The organism is Streptomyces deccanensis, assembly GCF_022385335.1.
Taxonomy (GTDB): domain Bacteria; phylum Actinomycetota; class Actinomycetes; order Streptomycetales; family Streptomycetaceae; genus Streptomyces; species Streptomyces deccanensis.
Map to the genome: position 1 here is coordinate 1,056,469 of NZ_CP092431.1, position 25,206 is coordinate 1,081,674.

General features: G+C 72.9%; 20 protein-coding genes. 11 read left to right on the plus strand and 9 right to left on the minus strand.

Annotation, left to right across the window (positions count from 1 at the left end; genetic code table 11):
* Nucleotides 1-18: 18 nt before the first annotated feature.
* Both L3078_RS04865 and L3078_RS04870 read left to right on the plus strand, forming a co-directional pair.
* Nucleotides 19-2,457 carry a right-handed parallel beta-helix repeat-containing protein gene (locus L3078_RS04865; protein ID WP_239751094.1) on the plus strand — a complete coding sequence of 813 codons (2,439 nt, stop codon included), beginning with the start codon at nucleotides 19-21 and terminating at the stop codon, nucleotides 2,455-2,457.
* A 132-nt stretch (nucleotides 2,458-2,589) separates the two neighbouring features.
* A complete protein-coding gene (locus tag L3078_RS04870; protein ID WP_239751097.1) occupies nucleotides 2,590-4,104 on the plus strand; it encodes an alpha/beta hydrolase in 1,515 nt (504 codons plus the stop codon).
* Here the strand turns inward: L3078_RS04870 and L3078_RS04875 are convergent.
* Nucleotides 4,101-6,653 carry a hypothetical protein gene (locus L3078_RS04875; RefSeq protein ID WP_420864040.1) on the minus strand — a complete coding sequence of 851 codons (2,553 nt, stop codon included), beginning with the start codon at nucleotides 6,651-6,653 and terminating at the stop codon, nucleotides 4,101-4,103. The genes L3078_RS04870 and L3078_RS04875 overlap by 4 nt on opposite strands.
* A 292-nt stretch (nucleotides 6,654-6,945) precedes the next feature.
* Here L3078_RS04875 and L3078_RS04880 point away from each other — a divergent pair, with 292 nt between their 5' ends.
* Nucleotides 6,946-7,779 (plus strand): DeoR/GlpR family DNA-binding transcription regulator, encoded by an 834-nt coding sequence (locus L3078_RS04880; protein ID WP_239751100.1) that lies wholly within the window; start codon nucleotides 6,946-6,948, stop codon nucleotides 7,777-7,779.
* A gap of 134 nt (nucleotides 7,780-7,913) precedes the next feature.
* On the opposite strand, the gene cds1 is transcribed toward L3078_RS04880, so the two are convergent.
* Entirely contained in the window at nucleotides 7,914-9,038 is a 1,125-nt protein-coding gene (cds1, locus tag L3078_RS04885; protein ID WP_275593122.1) for an L-cysteine desulfhydrase Cds1, read from the minus strand.
* A 355-nt stretch (nucleotides 9,039-9,393) separates the two neighbouring features.
* Here cds1 and L3078_RS04890 point away from each other — a divergent pair, with 355 nt between their 5' ends.
* Complete coding sequence (locus tag L3078_RS04890) at nucleotides 9,394-9,717, plus strand: hypothetical protein (protein WP_184898104.1); 324 nt, start codon at nucleotides 9,394-9,396, stop codon at nucleotides 9,715-9,717.
* 273 nt (nucleotides 9,718-9,990) lie between these two features.
* Complete coding sequence (locus L3078_RS04895) at nucleotides 9,991-10,524, plus strand: ATP-binding protein (RefSeq protein WP_239751101.1); 534 nt, start codon at nucleotides 9,991-9,993, stop codon at nucleotides 10,522-10,524.
* 60 nt (nucleotides 10,525-10,584) lie between these two features.
* Here the strand turns inward: L3078_RS04895 and L3078_RS04900 are convergent, their stop codons facing one another.
* On the minus strand, nucleotides 10,585-12,042 hold the full coding sequence (locus L3078_RS04900) for a ketol-acid reductoisomerase (RefSeq protein ID WP_239751103.1): 1,458 nt from the start codon (nucleotides 12,040-12,042) through the stop codon (nucleotides 10,585-10,587).
* Between the two features lie 89 nt (nucleotides 12,043-12,131).
* On the opposite strand from L3078_RS04900, the gene ilvY reads away from it, so the two are divergent.
* The 4 genes from ilvY to L3078_RS04920 all read left to right on the plus strand — a co-directional run bounded on the left by ilvY (nucleotide 12,132) and on the right by L3078_RS04920 (nucleotide 17,330).
* The gene (gene ilvY, locus L3078_RS04905; protein ID WP_239751105.1) at nucleotides 12,132-13,004 is read left to right on the plus strand and encodes an HTH-type transcriptional activator IlvY; all 873 of its coding nucleotides are present in this window, start codon (nucleotides 12,132-12,134) and stop codon (nucleotides 13,002-13,004) included.
* Between the two features lie 198 nt (nucleotides 13,005-13,202).
* Nucleotides 13,203-15,896: a YfhO family protein gene (locus tag L3078_RS04910; RefSeq protein WP_239751108.1), complete on the plus strand. Its 2,694-nt coding sequence runs from the start codon at nucleotides 13,203-13,205 to the stop codon at nucleotides 15,894-15,896.
* Nucleotides 15,897-15,918: 22 nt separating this feature from the next.
* Nucleotides 15,919-16,896 (plus strand): glycosyltransferase family 2 protein, encoded by a 978-nt coding sequence (locus tag L3078_RS04915; protein ID WP_239751110.1) that lies wholly within the window; start codon nucleotides 15,919-15,921, stop codon nucleotides 16,894-16,896.
* A 74-nt stretch (nucleotides 16,897-16,970) separates the two neighbouring features.
* Entirely contained in the window at nucleotides 16,971-17,330 is a 360-nt protein-coding gene (locus L3078_RS04920) for a GtrA family protein (RefSeq protein ID WP_239751112.1), read from the plus strand.
* A 6-nt stretch (nucleotides 17,331-17,336) separates the two neighbouring features.
* Here L3078_RS04920 and L3078_RS04925 read toward each other — a convergent pair whose 3' ends face one another.
* The gene (locus L3078_RS04925) at nucleotides 17,337-18,578 is read right to left on the minus strand and encodes an ROK family protein (protein ID WP_239751114.1); all 1,242 of its coding nucleotides are present in this window, start codon (nucleotides 18,576-18,578) and stop codon (nucleotides 17,337-17,339) included.
* Between the two features lie 51 nt (nucleotides 18,579-18,629).
* Nucleotides 18,630-19,286, minus strand: a complete 657-nt coding sequence (locus L3078_RS04930; RefSeq protein ID WP_239751116.1) for an alpha-ketoglutarate-dependent dioxygenase AlkB family protein — start codon at nucleotides 19,284-19,286, stop codon at nucleotides 18,630-18,632.
* 104 nt (nucleotides 19,287-19,390) lie between these two features.
* Between L3078_RS04930 and L3078_RS04935 the strand changes: the two genes are divergently transcribed.
* Nucleotides 19,391-20,572: a methyltransferase gene (locus L3078_RS04935; RefSeq protein ID WP_239751118.1), complete on the plus strand. Its 1,182-nt coding sequence runs from the start codon at nucleotides 19,391-19,393 to the stop codon at nucleotides 20,570-20,572.
* Here L3078_RS04935 and L3078_RS04940 read toward each other — a convergent pair.
* The 3 genes from L3078_RS04940 to L3078_RS04950 all read right to left on the minus strand — a co-directional run bounded on the left by L3078_RS04940 (nucleotide 20,559) and on the right by L3078_RS04950 (nucleotide 23,283).
* Nucleotides 20,559-21,356 carry an AraC family transcriptional regulator gene (locus L3078_RS04940; protein WP_239751119.1) on the minus strand — a complete coding sequence of 266 codons (798 nt, stop codon included), beginning with the start codon at nucleotides 21,354-21,356 and terminating at the stop codon, nucleotides 20,559-20,561. The two genes, L3078_RS04935 and L3078_RS04940, sit on opposite strands and share 14 nt — an antisense overlap.
* Before the next feature lie 123 nt (nucleotides 21,357-21,479).
* Nucleotides 21,480-22,352 carry a class II fructose-bisphosphate aldolase gene (locus L3078_RS04945; protein ID WP_239751120.1) on the minus strand — a complete coding sequence of 291 codons (873 nt, stop codon included), beginning with the start codon at nucleotides 22,350-22,352 and terminating at the stop codon, nucleotides 21,480-21,482.
* Between the two features lie 40 nt (nucleotides 22,353-22,392).
* Complete coding sequence (locus L3078_RS04950) at nucleotides 22,393-23,283, minus strand: SIS domain-containing protein (RefSeq protein ID WP_239751123.1); 891 nt, start codon at nucleotides 23,281-23,283, stop codon at nucleotides 22,393-22,395.
* An 89-nt stretch (nucleotides 23,284-23,372) separates the two neighbouring features.
* Between L3078_RS04950 and L3078_RS04955 the strand changes: the two genes are divergently transcribed.
* Nucleotides 23,373-24,152 carry a DeoR/GlpR family DNA-binding transcription regulator gene (locus L3078_RS04955; protein ID WP_239751124.1) on the plus strand — a complete coding sequence of 260 codons (780 nt, stop codon included), beginning with the start codon at nucleotides 23,373-23,375 and terminating at the stop codon, nucleotides 24,150-24,152.
* A gap of 33 nt (nucleotides 24,153-24,185) precedes the next feature.
* On the opposite strand, the gene L3078_RS04960 is transcribed toward L3078_RS04955, so the two are convergent.
* Nucleotides 24,186-25,190, minus strand: a complete 1,005-nt coding sequence (locus L3078_RS04960; RefSeq protein WP_239751126.1) for an Lrp/AsnC family transcriptional regulator — start codon at nucleotides 25,188-25,190, stop codon at nucleotides 24,186-24,188.
* Nucleotides 25,191-25,206 lie beyond the last annotated feature (16 nt).

A 25,206-nucleotide genomic window follows, 5' to 3' on the forward strand; every position in this document is an offset into this window, starting at 1 on the left:
TGGGGGCACAGCAACGCCATGGCACAGGGCACGGTCCAGGTGACGCACACCGGTACATCGCGGTGGCGGCGCCGCACGGGTGAGTACTCGTCGCTCGCCGCGGCCCTGGAGGCCGCGAGCGACGGCGACGTGCTCATCGTCGCCCCGGGCACGTACCGCGAGAACCTCGTGGTGCGGCGCGGGGTCACGCTGCGCGGCCCCGAGGGTTCGCCCGGCTCGGTGCGCATCGCGCCCGCCGACGGCGTCCCGCTGACCGTCGCCGCCTCGGCCGTCGTGCAGGACCTGCACGTGGAGGGACAGGACGCGGCGGCGCCCGCGCTGCTCGTCGAGGACGGCACACCGGAGCTGTTGGACCTGCGGATCGTCACCCGCTCCGCCGCCGGTATCGAGGTACGCGGCGGCGCCCGCCCCACGGTCCGTCGCTGCACGGTCGACAACCCGGCCGGCATCGGCATCGCCGTGGTCGACGGCGGCGGCGGTGTGTTCGAGGAGTGCGAGGTCGTCGCGGCCGGCCAGGCCGGTGTCGCGGTGCGCGGCGGCGGCCATCCACGGCTGGAGCGGTGCCGGGTGCACCACACCTCCGGCTCGGGCCTGACGGCGACCGGGGAGAACTCCTCGCTGGAGGCCGTCGGTTGCGAGGTCTACGAGGTCCGCGGCAGCGGCGTGCAGATCACCGGGCGGGCCACGGCCCATCTCACCGACTGCGACGTGCACCGGACGACCGCCGACGGGGTCACCCTCGACACGGACGCCGTGCTGACCCTCGCGGACTGCCGCATCCACGACATCCCGGAGAACGCGGTGGACCTCCGCTCGCGCTCCGTCCTCACCCTGACCCGCACCTCGGTCCGGCAGTTCGGGCGCAACGGACTGTCGGTGTGGGACCCGGGCACCCGGGTCGACGCCAACCAGTGCGAGATCTTCGACAGCACCGGCGACTACCCGGCGGTCTGGGTCAGCGACGGCGCGACGGCCGTGCTGGAGTCCTGCCGGGTGCACGACGTGCCGGACGCGCTGTTCGTGCTGGACCGGGGCTCGCGCGCGGACGTCGTCGACAGCGACCTGTCGCAGGTGCGCAACACGGCGGTGTCCGTGAGCGACGGCGCCACCGCACAGCTCGACGACTGCCGGATCCGGGACGCCGCCACCGGCGCCTGGTTCCGCGACCACGGCAGCGGCGGCACCCTCAACGGCTGCACGGTGGACGGCACCCAGACCGGCGTGATCGTCACCAAGGGCGCCGACCCGACCATCGAGCGCTGCACGGTGACCTCGCCCGCCGAGGCGGGTTTCTACGTCTCCGCCGAGGGCCGCGGCAGCTTCCTCGACTGCCGGGTCACGGGCAGCGGCGGCTACGGCTTCCACATCATCGACGGCTGCCGGGCGACCCTGCGCAAATGCCGTACGGAACGCTGTGCGCGCGGTGGTTACGAGTTCGCGGACGGCGGCCCCGGCACCGTCGGCGGCGGGCCGGTCGTCGAGGACTGCGCGAGCGACGAGAGCGCGGGCGTACGGCCCCCGGTCTCCCGCGAGACGGCCACGCAGACCACGGCCCCGTCGCCCGGCCTGCTCGGCTCGATCCCGGGGCAGCGCACCACCGAACAGCCGCCGACCGCGGTACCCCCGGTGGAGCCCGAGCCGTCGACGCGGACCTCGAAGGCCGTCCTCGGCGAACTCGACGCGCTGGTCGGCCTGGACAGCGTCAAGCGCGAGGTCCGCGCGCTCACCGACATGATCGAGGTGGGCCGCCGCCGCCAGCAGGCCGGCCTCAAGGCGGCTTCGGTGAAGCGGCACTTGGTGTTCACGGGCTCCCCCGGCACGGGCAAGACCACGGTCGCCCGCCTCTACGGCGAGATCCTGGCCTCGCTCGGCGTCCTGGAGAAGGGCCATCTCGTCGAGGTGTCCCGGGTGGACCTCGTCGGCGAGCACATCGGCTCCACCGCGATCCGCACCCAGGAGGCCTTCCAACGGGCCCATGGCGGTGTGCTGTTCATCGACGAGGCGTACGCGCTGTCGCCGGAGGACTCGGGACGGGACTTCGGCAAGGAGGCCATCGACACGCTGGTGAAGCTGATGGAGGACCACCGCGACGCGGTCGTGGTGATCGTCGCGGGCTACACGGCCGAGATGGAGCGGTTCCTCACCGTCAACCCCGGTGTGGCGTCCCGTTTCTCACGGACCATCACCTTCGACGACTACGTCCCCGACGAGCTGTTGCGGATCGTGGAGCAGCAGGCCGAGGAGCACGAGTACCGGCTGGCGCCGGGCGCGGGCGACGCCCTGCTGAAGTACTTCACCGCCCTCCCCAAGGGCCCGGCCTTCGGCAACGGCCGTACCGCACGGCAGACCTTCGAGGCGATGGTCGAGCGGCACGCGAGCCGGGTCGCCCAGGTCGACGAACCGAGCACGGACGACCTGACGTTGCTGTACGCGGAGGACCTGCCGGAGCTGCCGTAGCCCCTGCCGTCGACGCGGTCCACTGGTCCGCCGGCCGGGGGTCGGCAGGCCTGGGGCCGGGGGGCAAACCCCACTCCCGGGTGGCCGGGCTGCCGGATGGGGCGGCAGTGGCCGCTTGGACAGCATGGGGTCATGACAATCCGCACGCGAAACGTCCTGGTCCTCGCCCTGACCGCCTCGGTCGTCGGCACCGCGCTGACGGCCACGGCCCCGGCCCTCGCCTCCTCTTCCTCTTCCTCGTCCTCTTCTTCGACCGCCCTCTCCTGGCGCCCCTGTGTGCGACCGGGCGGTCCGGCCGGCCAGGAGTGCGCCGAGCTGACGGTGCCGGTCGACTACCGGGCCCCCGACGGCCCCCGGTTGAGCATCGCGGTGTCCCGGCTGCCCAGTGAGCGCCCGGAAGCGCGGCGCGGGACCCTGCTCGTGATCCCCGGTGGCCCCGGCGGTTCCGGCATCGCCAGACTCACCCGGCAGGGCGAGGCACTGCGCCGGGAACTCGGCGCCACGTACGACATCGTCAGCCTCGACCCGCGCGGCGTGGGCGCCAGCACCCGGGCCTCCTGCGAACTCCCCGCCGCCGACCGGCACTTGGTGACCCTGCGGCCCTGGCCCGCGCCGGACGGCGGCATCGCGGAGAACGTCGCCCGCTCCCGCCGCACCGCCGAGTCGTGCGCCCGCAACGGCGGTGCGGTGCTGCGCAGCCTCAGCACCGCCAATGAGGTGCGCGACATCGACCGGCTGCGCCAGGCCCTGGGCGAGGAGAAGCTGTCGGCGTACGGCATCTCGTACGGGTCCTACGTCGGTGCCGTGTACGCGCAGAAGTACCCGCAGCACACCGACCGTTGGGTGCTGGACAGCAACGACGACCCCGATCCCCGGCGGGTGGAGCGGGCCTGGGTGGCGAACATGGCGGTCGGCGCGGAGGACCGGTTCCCGGACTTCGCGGCCTGGGCGGCCGACCCCGCCCGTGAGGCGGAAGGTCTGCGGCTAGCCCGGCGGACCGAGGGGATCCGACCGCTGTTCCTCTCCCTGGCGGCAAAGCTGGACCGCGCGCCGAGGGAGTCGACGACGCCGGGCGTGCCGCTCACCGGCAACGTGTTGAGGCAGGTCATGTACGACGCCCTCTACAACGACGCCGCCTTCCCCCGGCTGGCGGGGCTGATGCGGGCGGCCATGACGCCGGGCGTCACTCCGGTGCTGCCGCCGGAGGTCGCCGGACCGCTCGCGGACGAGGACGCCGCCGTCACGATGGCCGTGGTCTGCAACGACGTGCGCTGGCCGCGGTCGGTGGCCGGGTACGAGCGGGCGGTGGCCGCGAACCGGGCGCGCTATCCGCTCACGGCCGGCCTGCCGGCGAACGTCTTCCCCTGCGCCTTCTGGAAGGACACCCCCGCCGACAAGCCCACGCGGCTCACCGACCGGGGGCCGTCCAACATCCTGATGATCCAGAACCGACGGGACCCGGCCACCCCGTACGTCGGCGCGTTGCGGATGCGTCACGCCTTCGGTGACCGGGCGCGGCTCGTCACGGTCGAGCGGGGCGGTCACGGCGTCTATCTGGGGACGGGCAACGCCTGCGGCAACCGTGCCGTGACCGCGTTCCTGACCACGGGCGAGCGCCCCGCGCGGGATGTCGTCTGCCCGGACTAGGGCGAGGTTCGCGGACCCGGCAGTCCGGTGCCGAGTCGGTCCAGCAGATGCTTCCGTTCGGATACGAAGGCCGGGTCGGCCTGGTAGTCGGAGTGGCCGAGGATCGGGGCGGGCAGCGGGTGGGCGCCGGTACGGCCGTAGGCGAGCGGATCCATGAAGGGCTCCGCGTCGACCTGCGGGCCGTGCCGGCTCGTCAGCCGCACGGGGCCGCCGATGGGGTCGGTGCGGCGGTACAGATTGCGCCAGCAGTCGACCTCGCGGTGCAGGGCGGCGAGCGGCTCGGGGCCGAAATGGGCGGGGAACCAGCGGCCGTACAGCCGCTCCAGCGGTGAGCCGTAGGTGAGCAGCGCGACGCGGCTGCGGACCGACGGGGTCAGCTGCCAGGCGGCGGCCGCGGCGAGGACGCTGCCCTGGGAGTGGCCGGAGAGGACGAGCCGGCCGCCAGTGGTGCGGGTCCAGGTGGCCATGCGCCAGGTCAGGTCGGGTACGGCCCGCTCGGCGTAGCAGGGCGGTGCGAACGGGTGTGCGGCACGGGGCCAGAAGGTGCCCACGTCCCAGAGGATGCCGATCGTGCGCCGCGCGGAGGCGTCCTTGTAGGCCCGGCGCCCCCAGGTGACGAACAGCAGGAAGCCGACGCCGATCAGCCAGGACCCCAGCGCCTGCGCGGTCTGGGCGGCTCCCTCGACGAAGTCGTGCGAGCCCCGCGCCGCCCTCGCCGGTGTCTCGCCCGTCACCAGGGCACCGGTGAGGGCGGCGGCGCCGAGCAGCAGCGTCACGGTGGAGATGACGGCGACGATCCGGGGCGCCCGGTCGGTGAGGGCCGCCATGGCGCGGGTCCGCGCGATCCGGCGGGTACGCCCGGCGTCCTGCGCCTCACGCTCCTCGACCGGCGGCGCGCTGTCCCGGTCCCGCCCCTCTTCCGGCGGCAGGCTGTCCCGGTTCCGCCCTTCTTCCGGGTCCGGCAGCCCCTCGATCTGCCGCTGCGGCCGTTCTCCCACCAGGCCGTACTCCCGCTCCACGGCCTCCGTCTCCGCCCGGCGCAGCACCCAGGTGCGGTGGGCCAGCCAGGCGAGGAGGGCGAGGAGGACCAGGAGGAGGGGCGGGATGACGGAGGCCTGCCAGGTCAGGACGACGGGTGGGCCGGACAGGGCGTCGTCGGTGCCGCCAAGCCAGTCGGCGACGCGCTGGGCGACACCCGCGGACATCACGCCGCCGAGCGCGCAGGCGAGCATCGCGACGGCGGGGCCGGCCAGACCGTACATGGCGGTGCGTGGGTCGGGACGCGACCGGTGGAGCGTGTGGGCGACGACGCCGAGCGCGATGACGAGCAGGCCCTGCACCAAAGTGATCCCGCCGAAGGTCAGGTCGCCCGGCAGCCGGCCCGTCGACCTCCAGCCGGGGCGCGACCACCCGGCGTACACCACGGCCAGGACGAGCACGGCGATCGCGGAGGCGGGCAGGAGGCGGACCACGTTCTCGTCGAGGTGTTTGTCGAGGCGTCGCTCGCTGCGGCCTCTGCGGCAGACCACCCAGACCACGATCGCCGCCAGCAGCACGAGGGCGGAGTTCAGCAGCCAGCCCAGCAGCTCCAGGACGGCCGGTCCGCCCGCCCGGCGGTCGTGGCGGGCCGCCGAGGTGCCGACGGCCGCCGCGACGGTGAGGAACCCGGCCGCCGCGTGGGCGGCGCGGAGCCTGGCGACGAGTCGGCGGCCGTACCAGAAGCCGGGTCGGCCGAGGGCGACGCGGGCCGTGTCCTCGACGTCGGGTGCGACGTGTGCCGTGGCGCCGGCCCCGGGCGCGTCGGGTGCCGCCTTCTCGTCCTCGGGGCGGCCGTCGTCGTCGCGGTCCATGGGGCGCTGGGACTCGTACTCGCTCCAGGTGCGGTGCGAGAGGTACCACAGGAGACCGGTCAGAGCGGTGGGAGCCACCGCTGCCACGGCGAGACGGCGGCCGGGCTGACTCCACCAGCCCCCGTCGGAGACGTCCGGTGAGAGGAAACCGAGCCACGTGTGCGCCTGGGCGCACGCGCGTGCGCCCGCGCACTGCCAGGCGGTCAGGTCGAGCGCGACCTCGCAGGCGGCCGCGACGAGCAGCACGGTCAGGGTCAGACCGGCCAGGCGGACCAGGAGCCCGTAGAGGCGGACCGTGCTTCGGCGGCCGCGGGCGGTGGGGCGCATCCAGTGCGCGAGGTTGACGACCATGAACGGCAGCAGCAACAGCCACAGGGCACGCGAGCTGTTCCCGGAGGTGAGGTTGCACCAGACGTAGGCCTCGGGGACGGGCTTGCCGCGGTGGTCGGCGGGGCGTCTCTCCGCGTCGGCGTCGTCGATGCGCCGGAAGACCGCGGCCGTGTCGTCGCCGGTGACGCGGACCGTACGCGGATCGTCGAGCATGCGTTCGGGGGTGGTGCCGCCGACGCCGTGGACGAGGAGTTCGAGGGCGGTCGCGTCCGTCGCGGAACGGCCGGAATGCGTGGGTGGGCCGCCGTCCTGCGGTGCTGGTTGTTCCCCGGGTTCCGTATGTGTCGTATGTTCCCTCGCACGATCCACTGTTCCGCTTCCCCCGTGATGCGCCGCAAGTCGGGTGTGAGGTGCAGGCACTGATGATCGCCCCGGATCGGGCGTCATACACCTGTGATCACCGAATCTCCTCGATCCGTGTGATAGTGGCGGGCGCGAGAAACGGAGCGTGACGTGCGCGCGGCCGTGCGGGGAGTGGCGTCACCGGTGGCGGAGCGTGCGAATATGGGACGTCCTCGGGACCGGGGGCGGGGAAATGTCCTTGTCGGAGGGGGTAGGGAAGGCGTGTCGGGCGTGATGGGGCGAGAGGACCGGAGCGAGCGTGAGTGAGAACCAGAACCTCCTCGCGGAGCAGCGCCGAGCCCTGATCCTCGACGAGGTGCGACGACGGGGCGGGGTCCGGGTCAACGAGCTGACGCGCAAACTCGGTGTGTCGGACATGACCGTGCGTCGCGATCTGGACGCGCTGGCCCGTCAGGGCGCGGTGGAGAAGGTGCACGGCGGCGCGGTGCCGGTGGCCGAGGCGAGCACGCACGAGCCCGGTTTCGAGGCGAAGTCCGGGCTGGAGCTGACCGCCAAGGAGGACATCGCACGCGCGGCGGCCGAGCTGGTGGCGCCGGGCTCGGCGATCGCGCTGTCGGGCGGTACGACGACGTACGCGCTGGCGCACCGTCTCGTGGACGTGCCGGATCTGACCGTGGTCACCAACTCGGTGCGGGTCGCCGACGTCTTCCATGCCGCTCAGCGCACGACGGGCCCCCGGCAGGGTGCGGCGACCGTCGTGCTCACCGGTGGGGTGCGGACGCCGTCCGACTCGCTGGTGGGGCCGGTGGCCGATCAGGCGATCGCGGCGCTCCACTTCGATGTGCTGTTCCTGGGTGTGCACGGGATATCGGTCGAGGCGGGTCTGTCGACTCCGAATCTGGCGGAGGCCGAGACGAACCGGCGTCTCGTGCAGTCGGCGCGACGGGTCGTGGTGGTGGCCGACCACACCAAGTGGGGGACGGTGGGGCTGAGTTCGTTCGCCGCGCTGGAGCAGGTGGACACGTTGGTGACCGACGCGGGGTTGCCCGCGCAGGCGCGAGCCGAGATCTCCGAGCATCTGCGGCGGTTGGTGGTGGCGGGGGAAGACTTCGACGACGACTCGGACGACTGAGCGTCGTTCTGTGCGGGTCGCCTTTCGGCTGCGGGTCGACGGTGGCTGGTCGCGCCCACGCGGCGGAGCCGCATATCGACACAGTCCCGCGCCCCTTGCAGGGCGCGGCTGTGGCCGGCGGTGAAAGGGCGCCCTCAGTCCGTCCACTCGCCCGTCGTCAGCAGCCTGTCGATCGCCGTCGCGTACGGGGCGATGTCCAGGCCCTGTTCGCTCAGCCACTCGTCCGAGTAGTACTTGTCGAGGTAGCGGTCGCCCGGGTCGCACAGGAGGGTGACCACGCTGCCCTCGCGGCCCTCGGCGACCATCTCGGCGACGATCTTGAGGGCGCTCCACAGGCCCGTGCCGGTGGAGCCGCCCGCCTTGCGGCCGATCGCGTTCTCCAGCGCTCGGACGGCGGCGACGCTGGCCGCGTCGGGGACCTTCATCATGCGGTCGACGGCGCCGGGGACGAAGCTGGGCTCCATGCGGGGGCGGCCGATGCCCTCGATACGGGAGCCGCAGTCGCAGGTGACGTCGGGGTCGCCGGTGGTCCAGCCCTCGAAGAAGCAGGAGTTCTCCGGGTCGGCGACACAGATGCGGGTGTCGTACTGCATGTAGTGGACGTAGCGGGCGATGGTCGCGGAGGTGCCGCCGGTGCCGGCGGTGGCGACAATCCAGGCGGGCTCGGGGAAACGCTCCAGGCGGAGTTGGCGGAAGACCGACTCGGCGATGTTGTTGTTGCCGCGCCAGTCCGTGGCCCGCTCGGCGTAGGTGAACTGGTCCATGTAGTGGCCGCCGGTCTCCACCGCGAGACGGGCCGACTCCTCGTACATCTTCCGTGAGTCGTCGACGAAGTGGCAGCGGCCGCCGTGGAACTCGATCAGCCGGATCTTCTCGGCGCTGGTCGTGCGGGGCATGACGGCGATGAAGGGGACGCCGATCAGTTTGGCGAAGTACGCCTCGGAGACGGCGGTGGAGCCGCTGGAGGCCTCGATGACGGGGCGGTCCGGCCGGATCCAGCCGTTGCACAGGCCGTAGAGGAAGAGGGAGCGGGCGAGTCGGTGCTTCAGGCTGCCGGTGGGATGGGTCGACTCGTCCTTGAGATACAGGTCGATCCCCCATCGCTCGGGCAGCGGGAAGCGCAGCAGGTGGGTGTCGGCGGAGCGGTTGGCGTCCGCCTGGACCTTGCGCACGGCTTCTTTGAGCCAGCCGCGGTACTCGGTGTCGCTGTGATCGACGTCGAGGGTGGCGCCTGGACGGGTGGGGTGGGCGGTGCTCACGGCGTGCTCCTCACGCATTGCGCCGACGGCGGATCGCGGCGTCGGACGCCCCGATGATAGACACCTTCCGCACGCTTCTCACCTGCATAAACATGCCTTTGAGCCCCTCAAAGGGACTCCTGTGGCAAGGATGCGCGGGGCGCATGGGGGGCGCATGCCGCGCATGCGCCGGAACCCCGCCCCCGGTCCTCCGTGCGCACTGGTGCTCGACGCGGGGGACGTGCAGACTTCACCGCACGGGCCGATTCGACGCCGCCGGGGCCGTCCAGGGGAGGCGACCTCGGGCACACTGGATCACGGTCCGCGACGGATCAGACGACAGGGCACAGCCGAAGCGCACTAGGGGGCGGGGTACATGGCCGAGCCGGAGTTCACGGCCACGGGCGTGCGGATCGGGAAGAGGTTGCGGCAGCTCACCCGGGCGGGGCAGGTCCGGATCGAGGACGGCCGACTGCAGTTGCTCACCAGTTACGGCAGCGAGATCGACAGCGCGCCGGTCCAGGCGGTGCGGGCCTCGAAGCCCTGGTTCGCCAACGAGGACCGGGCGTTGGCCGATGTCAACGGCACCCGCTACACGCTCACGTTGAACGAGCACGACCCCGCTCCGGGCAAGCCCGGTCCGCCGTCCGCGCGCCGGTTCATAGAGGCGGTGCGCAGGGCGGCCGGTCGCAGCGGCTGACGAACCGCGAGTTGCGGGACCGGGCCCCCTGGGTCACTCTGGTCTCACGTCACTCTGGGTTTACCGGCGATCACGCTGCGAACCAGCCCGCCGGCCACGTCAGCGGGCGGCGGTCGCCGACAGCCACCCCACGAGCAGGCGGCGGCTCCGGCCTCCGCCCACAGGCGGCAGTCGTAGGCGGCCGCACCACAGCAGGCGGCGTTTTTCGCCCAGCCACCTCGCTGGATCCGTACTCCGATCTTCTTCCGGACTCAACTTCGGGGAGTCGCAGCCGTGATCAGCCAGCAAAGCAGGCACTGCACGGTGGAGCTCCAAGCCCTGCCGTCGCGGATCGGCCAGGTCCGCAGAATCGTATCTGCGCAATTGCGCTACTGGCATCTGGATCCGTTGATAGAGCGGGCCGCGCTCGGGGTGACCGAGCTGCTGTCCAACGTCCACCGGCACGCCGAACCGGACAAGATGTGCACCGTGGAGATGGAGTTGCTCCTCGGCCGGCTCACGGTCTCGGTGCACGACCACGACCCCCGTCTCCCGGTCGTCCAGGACGCGGATCCGTTCGCCACCTGCGGCCGAGGGCTCGCGATGGTCGCCGCCGTGAGCGAGAGCTGGGGTGTGCGTCCGCACGGCGAGACGGGGAAGGTCGTCTGGTTCACCCTGCCCGCCTCCACGGCCGCGGTGCCGAAGATCTCGCCGTACGACACCGGCCTGACGCTCGATGCCGCACAGCCGTACGACACCGGACGCAGGCCCGCCGCGCGCGGGCGCAGGTCCGAACACGCTCCCGCCCGGTCGGCCGTCGCAGGCTGACCGGGCGGTGACCCTCTTGTGGGCGGTCGCCGGGCCCGTGTCCGGCGACCGCCTCCGGGGTCAGACCACCGAGATGTCCACCGACGGCCGGAGCTTCGCCGCCGCTGCCAGCGCCTCGTGCACGGGGTGGGCGGTGAAGGACGCCAACAGGGCCCGGTCGGCGGGGTGTTCGGCGGCGGGGTAGGCGATCTGCTCGTAGGCGGCCTGGAAGCGGGGGCCCCAGCGGCGGGCGCCGAGGCGGGCCGTGCGGGAGCAGTTGTCGACCATGTACGCGACGTCCCGCGCGTGCATGTAGGGCAGCAGGGAGTCCACGGCCTCGATGACGGACTCGTTGACGATCTCCGACCAGGGGTGGCCGCGCTCGACGAACTCGTCGATCTGCGCGGTCATGGTGGCGACGAAGACACCTGCGGCGAACGGGTCGACGGGGATGTCGCGTTCGCCCCGGCGGGCGTGCGCCCGGGCGCTCACCGACCACATCGGCGATCCACCGATCTCGCTCATCGGGCGGGCGCCGAGCCGGCGTTCGGCCAGGACGACGCCGCGCAGTTCGGTGCCGTCGGCGACCTCGTCGTAGATCTCCGTGACGATCTCACGGGCGGGCCCGTAGGTGGCCGTGTAGGCGCGGTCGAAGACGTCGCGGCCGGTCGCGTCGAGGCCGTCGCGGACCGCGCGGAGTCCGGCGCGGGAGACGGTGCGGGCGATCGGGCCCGTGATGGTCTCGCACGAACGCTCGTACGCGGTCACCTCGTCGGCACCGGCGAGCCGGTGACGGGTGTAGAGGCTCTCGACGATGCCGTGGACGGCGCCGAGCAGGATCGCGCGCTCGCCGACGATGTCGGAGAGGTACTCGCTCTCCAGGGTGGTGCGGAAGGTGTACGGGGAGCCGAGGGCGACCGACCAGGCGAGGGCGCGGTCGGTCGCGCGGCCGTCGGGGTCGGCGTGGACGGCGTAACTGCTGTTGATCCCGGCGCCGTTGATCTCCGCGCCCTGCTCGTAGAGGCGACGGACCGAGTCGCCCATCCCCTTCGGGTAGACGGCGATGACGCCGTGGCCGGGTGGGAAGTCGCCGCCGGTGGCCCGGAGGTGGCCGAGGAGGAATCCGTGGGAGAGGCCGATGGTGGCGCCGGGCTTCAGGGCGGCGAAGATCTCCCGGTGATGGGCGGCGAGAGCGGCGTCGGCGATCAGGAGGATGACGAGGTCGCTCTCGGCGGTGACGGCGAGCCAGTCGCCGAGGGTGCCGTCCGCCTCGGTGAAACCGTGGGCGCGGGCGTCGGCGGCCGAGGCGGAGCCGGGGCGCAGTCCGACGGCGACGGTGATGTCGGTGCCGGCGAGGGAGTCGCGCAGGTTGCGGGCCTGGGCCCGGCCCTGCGGTCCCCAGCCCACGACCCCGATGCGCCGGACACCGGCGAAGGCCTCGGGCAGCAGCGGGAACAGATGGCGGCCGCCGCGCAGGATCGTCTCGGTGCCGCCGGGCACGTCCATGGTTTCGAGGGCGAAGACAGTGGAGGTGGTCATGGTGGAGTTGTAGGGTCCCGGCGAGCGTTGCGACAAGCGCAACCTGTGCAGCGGAGTGTTGCGGAAAACGAAAGGCACAGGTGGGCTGGGTGCGGGACGATCATCGCGAGCTTCGGCTCTTCCTCCATCTGGCCGGGACGCTGAACTTCGGCCGGACCAGCCTCGACTGCCACGTCAGCCCGGCGACGCTGACCCGGACCGTGCAGCGGCTGGAGTCCGACCTCGGGCACCGGCTCTTCGACCAGGGGCCGAGGGGAGTCTCGTTGACGGCCGAAGGGCATCGCTTTCGCGAATACGCCGCCCAGGCACTGGAGTTGTGGCGGGCCTACCGGGAGGAACATCCGGACCCGGCCGAACTCACCGGACGGCTGGCCGTGTTCGCGACGGTGACCGCCTGTCAGGCGCTGCTGCCGGACCTGCTGGTGCCGTTCCGTGCGGCGCATCCCCAGGTCCGGATGGACCTGCGCACCGGCGACGCGGCGGCCGCGCTGGCCCGGCTGGACGAGGGCGAGGTGGACGTGGCGGTCGCGGGCATCCCCGCGCGGCTGCCGGAGCCGCTGGTGAGCCGGACCGTCGCGACCACGGACCTGGTGTTCGTCACCGCGCACGACCGCCCCGACCCCGGTCTCGGCGGCCCGTTCGTACTCCCCCACCGAGGTCCGGTCCGCGACGCTGCGGACCGGTGGTTCCGCGCCCGTGGCGCCGCGCCCGACCTGGCGGCCGAACCGGAGGGCCACGAGGCGCTGTTGACCCTGGTCGCGCTGGGCTGCGGTACCGGCGTGGTCCCCCGGCTGGTGCTCGAGCACAGTGCCGTGCGCGACCGGCTCACCGAGATCCCCACGGATCCGCCTCCCCGGCCGTTCCCGATCGGGCTGTGCGTACGGCGGTCCGATCTGCGCCGGCCACAGGTGGCCGCGCTGTGGAGCCTCACCGCCGAGTTCACCCGCCGATCACCTGGATGACGACTCCCGTACCCGTAAAAGCAATTCCCTCTTTCCGTTCTCCGACGGCATTCGGAATTATCACTTTCACTTTTCACCGGCGGCACAACCTTCAACGACCCGCGAGCCTCTAATTCGGCGAACCGAAACGGGGGTCCGAAGAAAAATGAAGTGGGTAGTCCAACGGAACTCGGTGTGCCGAGCGGACAGGAACAGGGCGTGAATCCGACAACCCGTTCCGTGGCGCGGATCCGGCCCCAGGGAAAAGCCGCGCTGCTCGCCGCCGCGTTCACCGTCGCCGTGCTCTGCGCCGGCGACGTCGTGGCCCGCAGCTTTCCCTTCGGCCCGCGCACGCGGAGCGTCAACGACCTCGGCAACCAGTACGTGCCGTTCCACGCGCACCTGTGGGACCTGCTGCACGGCAGGGCGGACGGCGGGCTGTACGTCAACTGGCAGTCGGGCTTCGGCTCCAGCTTCCTGCCCGACCTCGGCACGTACCTGAGCAGTCCCTTCGCCCCGCTCGTGGCGGTGTTCCCGCGCGACGAGATCGACCTCGCGGTGTACGTGGTCACCCTGGTCAAGGTGGCGTCGGCCGCCGCCGCGATGGCCTGGCTGCTGCTCGCCCTGCGTCCGGGCCGCTGGTGGGCGGCGGGGCTGCTCGGCTCGTCGTACGCCCTGTGCGGCTGGACCCTGGCGGACGCGGTCTACAACCCCATGTGGCTCGACGGTCTGGTCTTCCTGCCGCTGCTCTGCCTGGTAGGCGAGTGGGCGCGTCGGGGACGGCGGCCGTTCCTCGGTGTGCTGATCGTGGCCCTCGCCTGGACCGCCAACTTCTACACCGCGTACATGGCCACGCTCGCCGCCGGCCTGGTGCTGCTGCTCCGGCTGTGGCTCGGCGACCTCACACGCCGGCAGCGCCTCTGGGCCGCCGGGCGGGCGGCCCTGATCACGGTCCTCGGCATGGGTCTGGCCGCGCCCCTGGTGACCGTCGTCTACTTCGGCACCCGGCACGCCTATCCGGGCCGGGTACGGCAGTTCGTGCCCGTCCCCGCCGAGGACCTGCTGGCGCGGCTGCTGCCGGGGACGTACAGCTACGGGACTCCCGCCGTTTTCGTGGGCACCGCCGCGCTGCTGCTTGCGCTCGCCCTGCCGTTCCACAGGGCGGTCCCGTGGCGCCCGCGCGCCGGGTGGACGCTGCTGGTCGTGGCGGTGGCCCTGTCGATGCAGTGGGGGCCGACGCATCTGCTCTGGCACGCCTTCGCCACCCCGCAGGGCAGCTCGTACCGTCAGGCCTTCGTGCTCTGCGCGCTGCTGGTGATCGCCGCCTGGCACACCCTGTCGTACGGCGTTCCCGGCCCCCGCGCGCTGGGCACGGCGGGTGCGCTGCTCGCGCTGGTGATCGTGGTCGCGGGCGGCAGTGAGCGGACCACCCGCGCCTTCACCCTCCCGCTCGCCCTGCTCGCCGCCGTCGGCGCGCTCGGCGGGCTGGTCCTGCTCGGGCTGAAGCGGAGGAACGGCAGGCCGCTCGCCGCCCTCGCCGTGGCGCTGCTCGTGTGCACGCAGTTCGGCGAGGCCGTCGTCACCGCCGCCGCCGACACCCGGCTGCGGCTCGGGCACATGGACGACTACGCACCCTGGGGTGCCCGGCAGCGGGACCAGGCGGCGGCGATCGCGGGGGCCGACGGCTGGCCCCGGTACCGGACGGACCCGGGCCGGGAGCAGACCGTCGGCAACGACCCGCTGCTGGTGGGCGGGCAGGGCGCCCAGTACTACAGCAGCCTCACCTCGGACGTGCTCAGCAGGACCCTCACCGCCCTCGGGGGCGGCTGGACCTCGCGCGGCCGCAATGTGCAGAGCCTGGACAACGCCGTCACGGACGCGATCTTCTCCGTCGGCGCCCGGGTGCACTCACCGCCGGACCCGCACCAGAACTGGTTCCCGCAGAACGGCAGCGGAGTGGGCGTGACCCGGCAGGACGTACCGCCGCTGGTCACGGTGCGGCCGCACACCGACCGCGCCGACGGACCCACGGATCTCTCGGGTCTCGGTCCTTCGCCGTACCGCAACCAGGAACTGCTGCTGGGCGCGCGGGTGTACACCGTGCCCGGATTCACCGTGCGCACCGCCGCCGGGAAGCCGCCGTCGCCGAGCGACGACGGGCGGCCGGGGGTGCGGGTGGGCGCGCTGCCCTACGCGAGCGCGCCGAAGAAGCCGACGATCACGGGCAGGTGTCCGGCCGGGTCCGAGCTGTATCTGTGGGCGCCGCATCTGTCGGGCACCGCGCGGCTCGCCGACGGCGCCGCCTCCGGGGCCGGGCCCGGTGGAGAGCCGACCGGGCGGTTCCGGTCGGACCAGCCCGTCACCAAGATCGCCCCGATGCAGCGGCTGGGCACGGTCGGGGAGTCCGGCCGGTTCCGGGTCAAGCTGTCGCCGAACCGGACGAGCCTGGTCCCCGACGGGGCGATCGGCTGCCTGGACACCGGGCGGCTGCGCGCCGCCGTGGCGGAACTGAAGGCCACCGGCGCCACGAGCGTGAGCGTCGAGGACGGCACCGTCCGGGCCCAACTGCCCGCCCACAGCACGGGGATCGCGGTCGTCGCGGCACCCCGGATCTCCGGCTGGCGCTGTGCCGCCGGCAACGCGCCCGCCCTGCCCGCCAAGAGCCACTACGGCCTGATCGCGGTGCCGCTGTACGGTTCGGCGAGCAGCGTGACCTGCACGTTCCATCCGCCCGGACTGCGCCTGGGCACGGCCGTCGGGGCGCTCTCGCTCACCGCCGTCCTCGTGATGGCGGCGGCCGACCTGCTCCGCCGCCGCCGGCTACGGGACGGGCCCGTCCCCGTGGCGCCCGCCACCGACCGCTCCACGCCCGACGACCCGACCGTACGCGAGCGCGTGACCACCGCTCGGTGAACCGCACCCCTGGGGGAGTTCCATGCTCATCTCGATCGTCGCACCCTGCTACAACGAGGAAGCCGTCCTCGCCCATTTCCACGACGAGATCCGGAAAGTCGCGGACGAACTGCTTCCGCTCGGCCACGACATGGAGTTCGTGTACGTCGACGACGGCAGCCGGGACGGCACGCTCGCCGTGCTGAAGCAGCTGGCGGAGTTCGACGCGCGCGTCCGGTACGTGTCGTTCAGTCGCAACTTCGGCAAGGAGGCCGCGCTGCTGGCCGGACTGCGGCATGCCTCGGGCGACTCCGTGATCGTCATGGACGCCGACCTGCAGCATCCGCCGGAACTGATCCGCCGCATGGTCGACCTGCGTGAACAGGGCTACGACCAGGTGATAGCCCGTCGCAACCGCACCGGCGACGGGTGGATGCGCACCGCCACCGCCCGTCTGTACTACCGGCTGGTCAACCGGCTCGTCGACGTGGAACTCGTCGACGGCGTGGGGGACTTTCGACTGCTGTCGCGCCGGGTGGTCGACGCGGTCCTGGACCTGACGGAGTACAACCGCTTCTCGAAGGGGCTCTTCGCCTGGGTCGGTTTTCCCGGTACGACCTTCGAGTACGAGAACGCCGTGCGCGAGCACGGCCGCAGCTCCTGGAGCTTCCGGTCGCTGCTCAACTACGGACTGGACGGGCTCCTCTCCTTCAACAACCGTCCGCTGCGGGCCGCCCTGCACCTCGGCCTGTCCCTGCTGGTGTTTGTGGGGCTCTACACGGCCTGGATCGTGGGCGACGCTCTCGTCAACGGCGTGGACACTCCGGGCTATGTCACCATCGTCATGGCCGTCACCGCCCTCGCCGGAGTGCAGATGATCATGCTCGGGGTGATCGGGGAGTACACCGGCCGGATCTACTACGAGGTGAAGGGCCGCCCGCACTTCCTGGTGCAGGCGACCAATGCGGAACAGACGGAGGGGCACGCCGCGTGCGGCACGACGAAGGACCTCATTCGCTGATGGGGACGGCGACACGTACGGAACCGTGCCCCGAGGCTAACCCGGCGCCGGAGCGGCACATATCGGGACAGATCATGACCTTCGCCCTGGTCGGGGTGGTGAACACCGGGACCTATTACGGCCTCTACCTGTTGTTCCTCAATGCGCTTCCTTATCTTGCCGCACATATTCTCGCGTTCGCCCTGAGTATGACGGGCTCGTTCTTCCTGAACGCGCGATTCACTTATCGCACCCGTCCGACCTGGCGGAAATTCCTGTTGTTCCCGCTGACCAACGCCACCAATTTCCTGATCACGACGGCGGGTGTGTACGTCATCGTGGACGTGCTGCACGCGGGCAACCGGTTCGCGCCCCTTCTCGCCTCCGCGGCGGCGATCCCGGTGACGTTCCTGGTGTCCCGCACGATCATGCTGCGGGGTTCCGGGCCTCGGTGACCCTCGTCAGGCCAGCGCGCCCAGCGGGTCGTCGAGCACCGGCTGCCAGGCCAGCTCAGCCGCTCCCACCAGGCTGTTGTGGTCCAGGGTGCAGGCCAGGATCGGGGCGACCCCGCTCTGCCTGCCCCACAGACTGCGCTCGGCGACGACGGCCCGCAGCCGGTCGGGGTCGGCGTCGAACAGGGCGCGGTGCATGCCGCCGAGGATGATGCGGTCGGGGTTGAGGATGTTCACGAGGCCGGCGAGCCCCAGGCCGAGGCGGTCGATGATGGCCTCGGCGGCCGTGCGGACGCCCGGGTCGTCGTACTGGGTGCGGATCAGTTCGTTCGCCTGTTGCAGCAGCGAACCCTCGGGGCCCGGGTCGCGGCCCACGGCGGTGAGGAAGGCCCGCGGGTCGGCCTCGACGTCGAGGCAGCCGCGGCTGCCGCAGTGGCAGGGCCGGCCCTCGGGGTTGACGGTGAGGTGGCCGACCTCCAGGGCCAGACCCGAACTGCCCATGTGCAGGCGGCCGTCGAGGACCAGCGCGCCGCCGACGCCGCGGTGGCCGGTCGCCACGCACAGCAGGTCGCGGGAGCCGCGTCCGGCACCGTGCCGGTGTTCGGCGAGGGCGGCCAGGTTGACGTCGTTCGCCGCGAACGCGGGCCCCTCGATCCCGGCCGCGCGGACCCGCTCGGCGAAGATCTCCCGGACCGGCGCCCCGGCCGGCCAGGCCAGGTGCAGGGGGTTCAACGCCAGCCCCGCCGGTTCGGCGACGGCCGACGGCACGGCCAGGCCCGACCCCACACACCGCCGCCCGGTCTCCGCCAGCAGCTCGGCGCCCGCGTCGACGACCGAGCCGAGCACCTTCGCCGGGTCGGCGTCCACGATCTCGCAGGCGGGCGTGGTGGCGACGATCCGCCCGCCGAGCCCGACCAGCGCGGCACGCCAGCCGTCGGAGTGCACCTGGGCGGCGAGGGCGACGGGCCCCTCCTCGGCGACTTCGAGGCGGTGGGAGGGCCGGCCCTGGGAACCGGCGGCGGCGCCCGGGTGCGCGTCGACCCGGATCAGCCCCAGCGCCTCCAGCTCGGCGGCCACGGCACCGGCCGTGGCGCGGGTGACGCCCAGTTCGGCGGTGAGCACGGCCCTCGTCGGGGCGCGGCCGGTGTGCACCAGTTCCAGTGCCGGACCGAGCGCGCCCCTCCCCCGGTCCAGCCGAGCCCGTACCGTCGTCCCTTCGCCCGCCGCCTTGGGGGCCGCCTTCCCGTCCATGAGGGCGAGTCTCCCATGATCCGCTCGACGCCGGACCCCGCGTGAGCAGCCTCAGCCGTCGTCGAAGCCGCCGACCCGCAGGGTGATGTTCAGCCGCCCGGTCAGCCCCAGCCAGGGCGGCGCGGTTCCCGGGTGCACCCGGGGCACTCCGTGGTGGGCGGAGCGGGCGGGCCCGCCGAAGACGAAGAGATCACCGCTGCGCAGCTCCACGTCCGTGTACGGGCGCGTCCGGGTCCGCGTGTTGCCGAAGCGGAAGACACAGCTGTCGCCGAGGCTCAGCGACACCACCGGCGCGTCCGACTTCTCGTCGGCGTCGCGGTGCATCCCCATGCGCGCGTCGCCGTCGTAGAAGTTGACGAGGGCGATGTCGTACGCGGCGGTCGCCGCCTCCGCGCCGAGAGTGTCCGCGACCGCGCGCCGGCCCAGCTCCCCCAGCCAGTCCGGGAACGGTTTCACGGGCGCGCCGTCGCCGTCGACGGCGGTGCGGGCGTAGGCGTACGGGTACCAGTGGCGGCCGAGGCAGACCTGCCGGGCCGTCATCGTGCCGCCGCCCGGGGTGCGGACCGTGCGGAGTCCGGCGGGCGGCCGGGCCCACTCGCGACAGGCGGCCAGGAGGTGTCGCTGCTGGTCCGCGTCCAGCCAGTCCGGCACATGGACCGCGCCCGGCACGATCTCCGTCCGGTCCCGGGGGAACAGCTCGGCGTCCATGACCCCATCGTCCCGCACGACCGCGCGCGATCCACGGGGCCCTCGTCCCGCACGACCGCTCGGCGGCCGGGAGCGGCTTCGGGCTCGGTTAGCCTGGGCGCACGATGAGCGACCGTATGACCGCGCCCGAGGGCGAGTACGCCCTGGCCCGCTTTCCCGAGGACCCCCGTGACCTGCTGCGCGCCTGGGACGCGTCCGACGCGTATCTGCTGCGCCACCTCGCGGAGAGCGGGACGCGGCTCGACGGGACGGTCGTGGTCGTCGGGGACCGCTGGGGCGCGCTGACCACCGCGCTCGCCGCGCACCGGCCGACGCAGATCACCGACTCGTACCTGAGCCGGGAGGCGACGCGGGCCAACCTGGCACGCAACGGCGTCGAGGCGGACACCGTTCGGCTGCTCACCACCCGGGACACGCCCCCGGACCGCGTCGACGTGCTCCTGGTACGGGTTCCCAAGAGCCTCGCGCTCCTGGAGGACCAGCTGCACCGGCTCGCGCCCGCCGTGCACGAGGGCACGGTCGTGATCGGCACCGGGATGGTCAAGGAGATCCACACCTCGACACTGCGGCTCTTCGAGCGGATCCTCGGCCCGACCCGCACCTCGCTCGCCCGGCAGAAGGCACGGCTGATCTTCTGCACCCCGGACGCGGCGACCGTCAAAGCGCGGGGGGACGACCCTTGGCCGTACACCTACCGGCTGCCGGACGACATCGGTGTGTCGGCCGGACGCACCGTCGTCAACCACGCGGGCGTGTTCTGTGCCGACCGGCTCGACATCGGCACCCGGTTCTTCCTCCGGCAGCTGCCGAAGGCCCCGCGCGGCGGGCGGGTCGTGGACCTGGGGTGCGGCAACGGCGTGGTCGGTACGGCGGTCGCGCTGGCCGATCCCGACGCCGAGGTGGTGTTCGTCGACGAGTCGTACCAGGCGGTGGCCTCGGCGGAGGCCACGTACCGGGCGAACCTGCCGGGCGGCGGGAAGGACGGCGGAGCCGTTCGCGGGACGGCCGAGTTCCGGGTCGGTGACGGGTTGGAGGGGTTCGCGCCGGGGAGTGTCGATCTCGTCCTGAACAACCCGCCGTTCCACTCCCACCAGGCGACGACCGACGCCACGGCCCGCCGGATGTTCACCGGCGCGCGGCGGGCGTTGCGGCCCGGTGGTGAGCTCTGGGTGGTCGGGAACCGTCATCTGGGCTATCACGTGACGCTGCGGCGGATCTTCGGCAACAGCGAACTCGTCGCGAGCGACGCCAAGTTCGTGGTGCTGAGGGCGGTCAGGCGGAGTTAGCGACACCCGCCGGGAAGCCGGCCCCGCGCAGGGCGCGCGGGGAGGCGCCCAGTTCCCGGCGGCAGGCCTTGTTGAAGGCCTGGAGGTCGGGGATGCCGACGGACGCGGCCACGGCGGGGATGGAGAGGGTCGTGGCGCGGAGCAGGTGGTGGGCGCGTTCGAGCCTGCGGCGCCGGATGTAGGCGACGACCGTGCCGCCGGTCTCGGCGTGGAACAGCCGGGTCAGATGGTTGTGGGAGACCCCGGCCACGCGCGCCACCTCGGGGATGGTGAGGGGGGCGGCGAGATGGGCCTCGATGTGGGCGATGGCGGTGGTGACCGCCGGGTGCGGTCCGGGGGCGGCCGCGACGGGTGGGGTCAGCCGGGCCACGCGCCACAGGGCGGTCCACAGTTCGGCCCGGGTGCGGTCCGGCTCGCTGGGGGCGGCGGCCACCGCCTTGAGCAACAGGCCGGTGAGCGTGGGGAGTTCGGGGCCGGTGTCCTGGACGACCGGAACCGTGCGGGGCGCTCCGGAGGGGGTGATGCGCAAGTGGGCGAAGAGGTGTTCGGAGCGGCCCCGGTAGCGGTAGCGGACGGTGGTGCCGGGCGGGACGAGGCTGACCCGGCCGGGGCGGAGGGTGTGGGGGGTGCCGTCGACGGTCAGTTCGGCCTCGTACTGGTAGAGGTGCAGCTGCCACAGCTCCGGCAGCCGGAACACGTCCGTGCGGCTCGCGACGCCGTGCACGCCGACACCGATGAGGGCGACGTCCGGCGGCTCACCGAGGTGGATCTCCGTCTCCCGCATGACCGGAAACGTATCAGTGACGGGCGTCACACTCCGCTCCCGGGAGGTGTGCTTCGCAAGACGGTCACATTCCCACGCCGGACGGACGCGTACGGGCCGGACAGGCGGACGCGTGCGGGCCGGCTAGGCGGGCGGAAGGGGCTCTTTCGTCCGCAGGACGCCGATCAGCTGGGCCACCGTCTGCGCCATCGCCGTCCGGCCCGCCGCCAGATATGTGCGCGGGTCCACCGCCTCGGGGTGGGCGGCGAGGTACTCCCGGACCGCGCCGGTCAGGGCGATGTTGAGCGCGGTGCCGATGTTGACCTTGGCGATGCCGCCCACCACGGCCGCGCGCAGTTCGTCGTCCGGGACTCCGGAGGAGCCGTGCAGGACGAGCGGGACGTCCAGGGCGGCGGAGAGCCGTTTCAGCAGGACGTGGTCGAGGGCGGCCGTGCGGGTGGTCATCGCGTGCGAACTGCCGATGGCGACGGCGAGCGCGTCCACGCCCGAGTCCGCGACGAACGCCCGCGCCTCCTCGGGGTCGGTACGGGCACCGGGAGCGTGCGCGTCGAGCGGCGCGGCGCCGTTCTTGCCGCCGACCTGCCCCAACTCGGCCTCGATCCAGAGCCCTTGGCCGTGCGCCCACCGCACGGCGGCGTGGGTCGCGGCGAGGTTGTCCAGGTAGGGCAGACGGGAGGCGTCGTACATCACGGAGCTGAAGCCGGCGTCGGCCGCGCGGCGCAACAGGTCGTCGTCGCGGATGTGGTCGAGGTGGAGCGCGACGGGCACGGCCGCCCGCTCGGCGGCGGCGGAGGCGGCGCGGGCCAGCGGCAGCAGGTCCCCGTCGTGGAACCCGACGGCGTTCTCGCTGACCTGGAGGACCACGGGCGCGGCGACGGACTCGGCGCCCGCGACGATCGCCTCGACGTGTTCCAGGGTGATGACGTTGAACGCGGCCACGGCGGAGTGCGCGGCGGCGGCCTCGGTGATCAGCGCACCGGTCGTCGTGAGGGGCACGACTCCTCCTGGTTCAGCGGTCGTCGGGGCTCGGGCTGGTTCAGCGGGCGTCGGCGTCGAGGATCACCGAGCGCGTCAGATGGCGCGGGCTGTCGGGGTCGAGGCCCCGGGCGGCGGCCACGGCGACGGCGAGCCGCTGGGCGCGGACCAGTTCGGCGAGCGGATCGAGCCCGCCGTCCACCCAGGTCGCGCCGGTCGCCCGCACCTGCTCGGCCAGGCCTTCCGGTGCCTCGCCGAGCATCCAGGTCGCCGTATCCCGGGTGGTGACGCTGATCGGGCCGTGCCGGTACTCCATCGCCGGATAGGCCTCGCTCCAGGCCAGGGCGGCCTCGCGCATCTTCAGGGCGGCCTCGTGGGCGAGGCCCACGGTCCAGCCCCGGCCGAGGAAGGTGAACTGGGAGCTCCCGACGAGCCCTTCCGGCAGCGGCGCCTCCAGTGCGGCTCGCGCGTCGGTGACGGCGGCCTCGGTGTGCAGTCCGAGGTGGGCGCGGAGGAGGGTGAGGGCCGTGGTGGCGAAGCGGGTCTGGACGACGGACTTCTCGTCGGCGAAGTCCAGCACGACGAGGTCGTCCGCGGCCGTCATGACGGGGGTGGCGGGGTCGGCGGTGATCGCCGTCGTCCGGGTACGGCCGCGCAGTGCGCCCAGCAGTTCGAGCACCTCGGTGGTAGTGCCGGAGCGGGTGAGGGCGACGACGCGGTCGTAGGCCCGCCCGTGGGGGAACTCCGAGGCCGCGAAGGCGTCGGTCTCCCCCTGCCCGGCCCGCTCGCGCAGGCCGGCGGCGGCCTGCGCCATGAAGTACGACGTTCCGCAGCCGACGAGCGCCACCCGCTCCCCCGGCGTCGGCAGGACCCCGGCGTGTTCCGGCAGGGCGGCGGCGACACGGGCCCAGCACTCGGGCTGGCTGTTCAGCTCGTCCTCGACATGGGTCATGCGGGAACCCTCCCCGGGAGACGCAGGGCTCATGCTTATTTCTGCACGATAGAGTCATCTTTCGCGCATCTTCAAGCACGAGGAGACGGATGTCCCGCGACGAACGCTGGCAGACACTGCTCGCCCTGCTCGTCGAACGGGGGCGCCTGGACGTCGAGGAGGCGGCCGCCGAGCTGGGGGTGTCCGCCGCGACGATCCGGCGCGACCTCGACGGGCTCGCGGAACAGCAGATGCTCGTCCGCACCCGGGGCGGGGCGGTCGTGCACGGCGTCTCGTACGAGTTGCCGCTGCGCTACAAGACGGCCCGGCACGCGACCGAGAAGCAGCGTGTCGCGAAGGCGGTGGCGGATCTCGTCGCGCCCGGCGAGGCGGTGGGTCTGACCGGTGGCACCACGACCACGGAGGTGGCCCGGGCGCTGGCCGTGCGGGAGGATCTGGCCTCCGGCACGCCCGCGCTGACGGTCGTCACGAACGCGCTGAACATCGCGAGCGAGCTGGCGGTGCGCCCCCAGTTCAAGATCGTGGTGACGGGTGGGGTGGCCCGTGCCCAGTCGTACGAGTTGGTCGGTCCGCTCGCCGACGGGGTGCTGGACCGGATCACCCTGGACGTGGCCGTGCTCGGTGTCGTCGCGCTCGATGTGGCCCATGGCGCCGCCGCGCACGACGAGGCGGAGGCCGCCGTCAACCGGCTGCTGTGCGAGCGTGCCGAGCGGGTCGTCGTCGCGGCCGACTCCAGCAAGCTGGGGCGGCGGGCCTTCGCCTGGATCTGCGCGACGGAGGCGGTGGACACGCTGGTCACGGACGCGGCCGCCGAGCCCGCGACGGTACGGCGGTTCGAGGAGGCCGGGGTGCGGGTCCTCGTCGTGTGAGGACCGCCGCGCCCGGGCGGCCCGGCACCGGGGTCAGTCCTGGAGCCAGGGGGCCGGCATGCCGCCGCGCTTGAGGGTGGTGAGGACGAGGGAGACGTCGATCGCCGCCACGTCGGTCAGCCACGGGGAGCGGGTGACGAAGGCGTGGAGGGCGGTCTCGTCGGGGAACGCGGTGAGGGCGAGGAGTTGGCGTGCGCCGGTGACGAAGCTGGCGTAGCGGACGTGGGCGGAGTCGGCGAGGGCCGCCGTCACGGTGTCGACGCGGGCCGGGGGTGTGCGGACCCAGAGGACGGCCTCGACGGGCAGTCCGAGCACGGCGGGTTCGATGACGGCGCGGATGCGGACCTTGCCCTCGCGCCGTAATGCGCCGAGGCGTCGTCTCGCGGTGGCCTCCGACACGCCCGAGACGCGCGCGAGTTCGTCGTAGGTGCGGCGCCCGTCGTCGGCGAGGGCGTGCAGCAACAGGCGGTCGGCGCGGGAGAGTTCGGTGGGTGTCTCGCCGGCCGGCAGCGGATCGGTGACCGGGGTCGACGCGGCGTCGGCGTGGTCGGAGCCCTTCAGGGCGGTGATCTCGGCCTCGGTGAGGAGGCCCGCGTGCCACTCGCGGATGGTGCGGACGTGGCGCAGCACGGGCAGGGTGCGGGTCTCCTCCACGCCCGGCAGACCGGCGAGTTCGTCGAGCACCAGTCCCGCGAGCCGTTCGCGGGGCCACCGCAGTTCCGCGAGGCAGTCCGGGGTTCCGGTGAGGACGTGGGCGAAGACGCAGTCGGGCCTGCGGGCCAGCGCGGTGGCGGTGATGCGGGCCCGGCCGGGGGAGCAGCGGACGCCGACGACCACACTGCGGCCGCGCATCGCCATCGCCCCGATCCGCACGAGGCCCGACTCCAGGAGGCGGGTGCCGCGGCGGACGACGGTGCGTTCGGGCTCGCCGAGGGCCGCCGCGATGCGGTGCCAGGCGGCCCGGCCGTCGATCTGCAGCGCGCTGATGATGCGCCGGTCCAGTGAATCCGTCACGGGGCCGGTCCGCGGTGCGTCCATCGGCCCCAGAGTATGG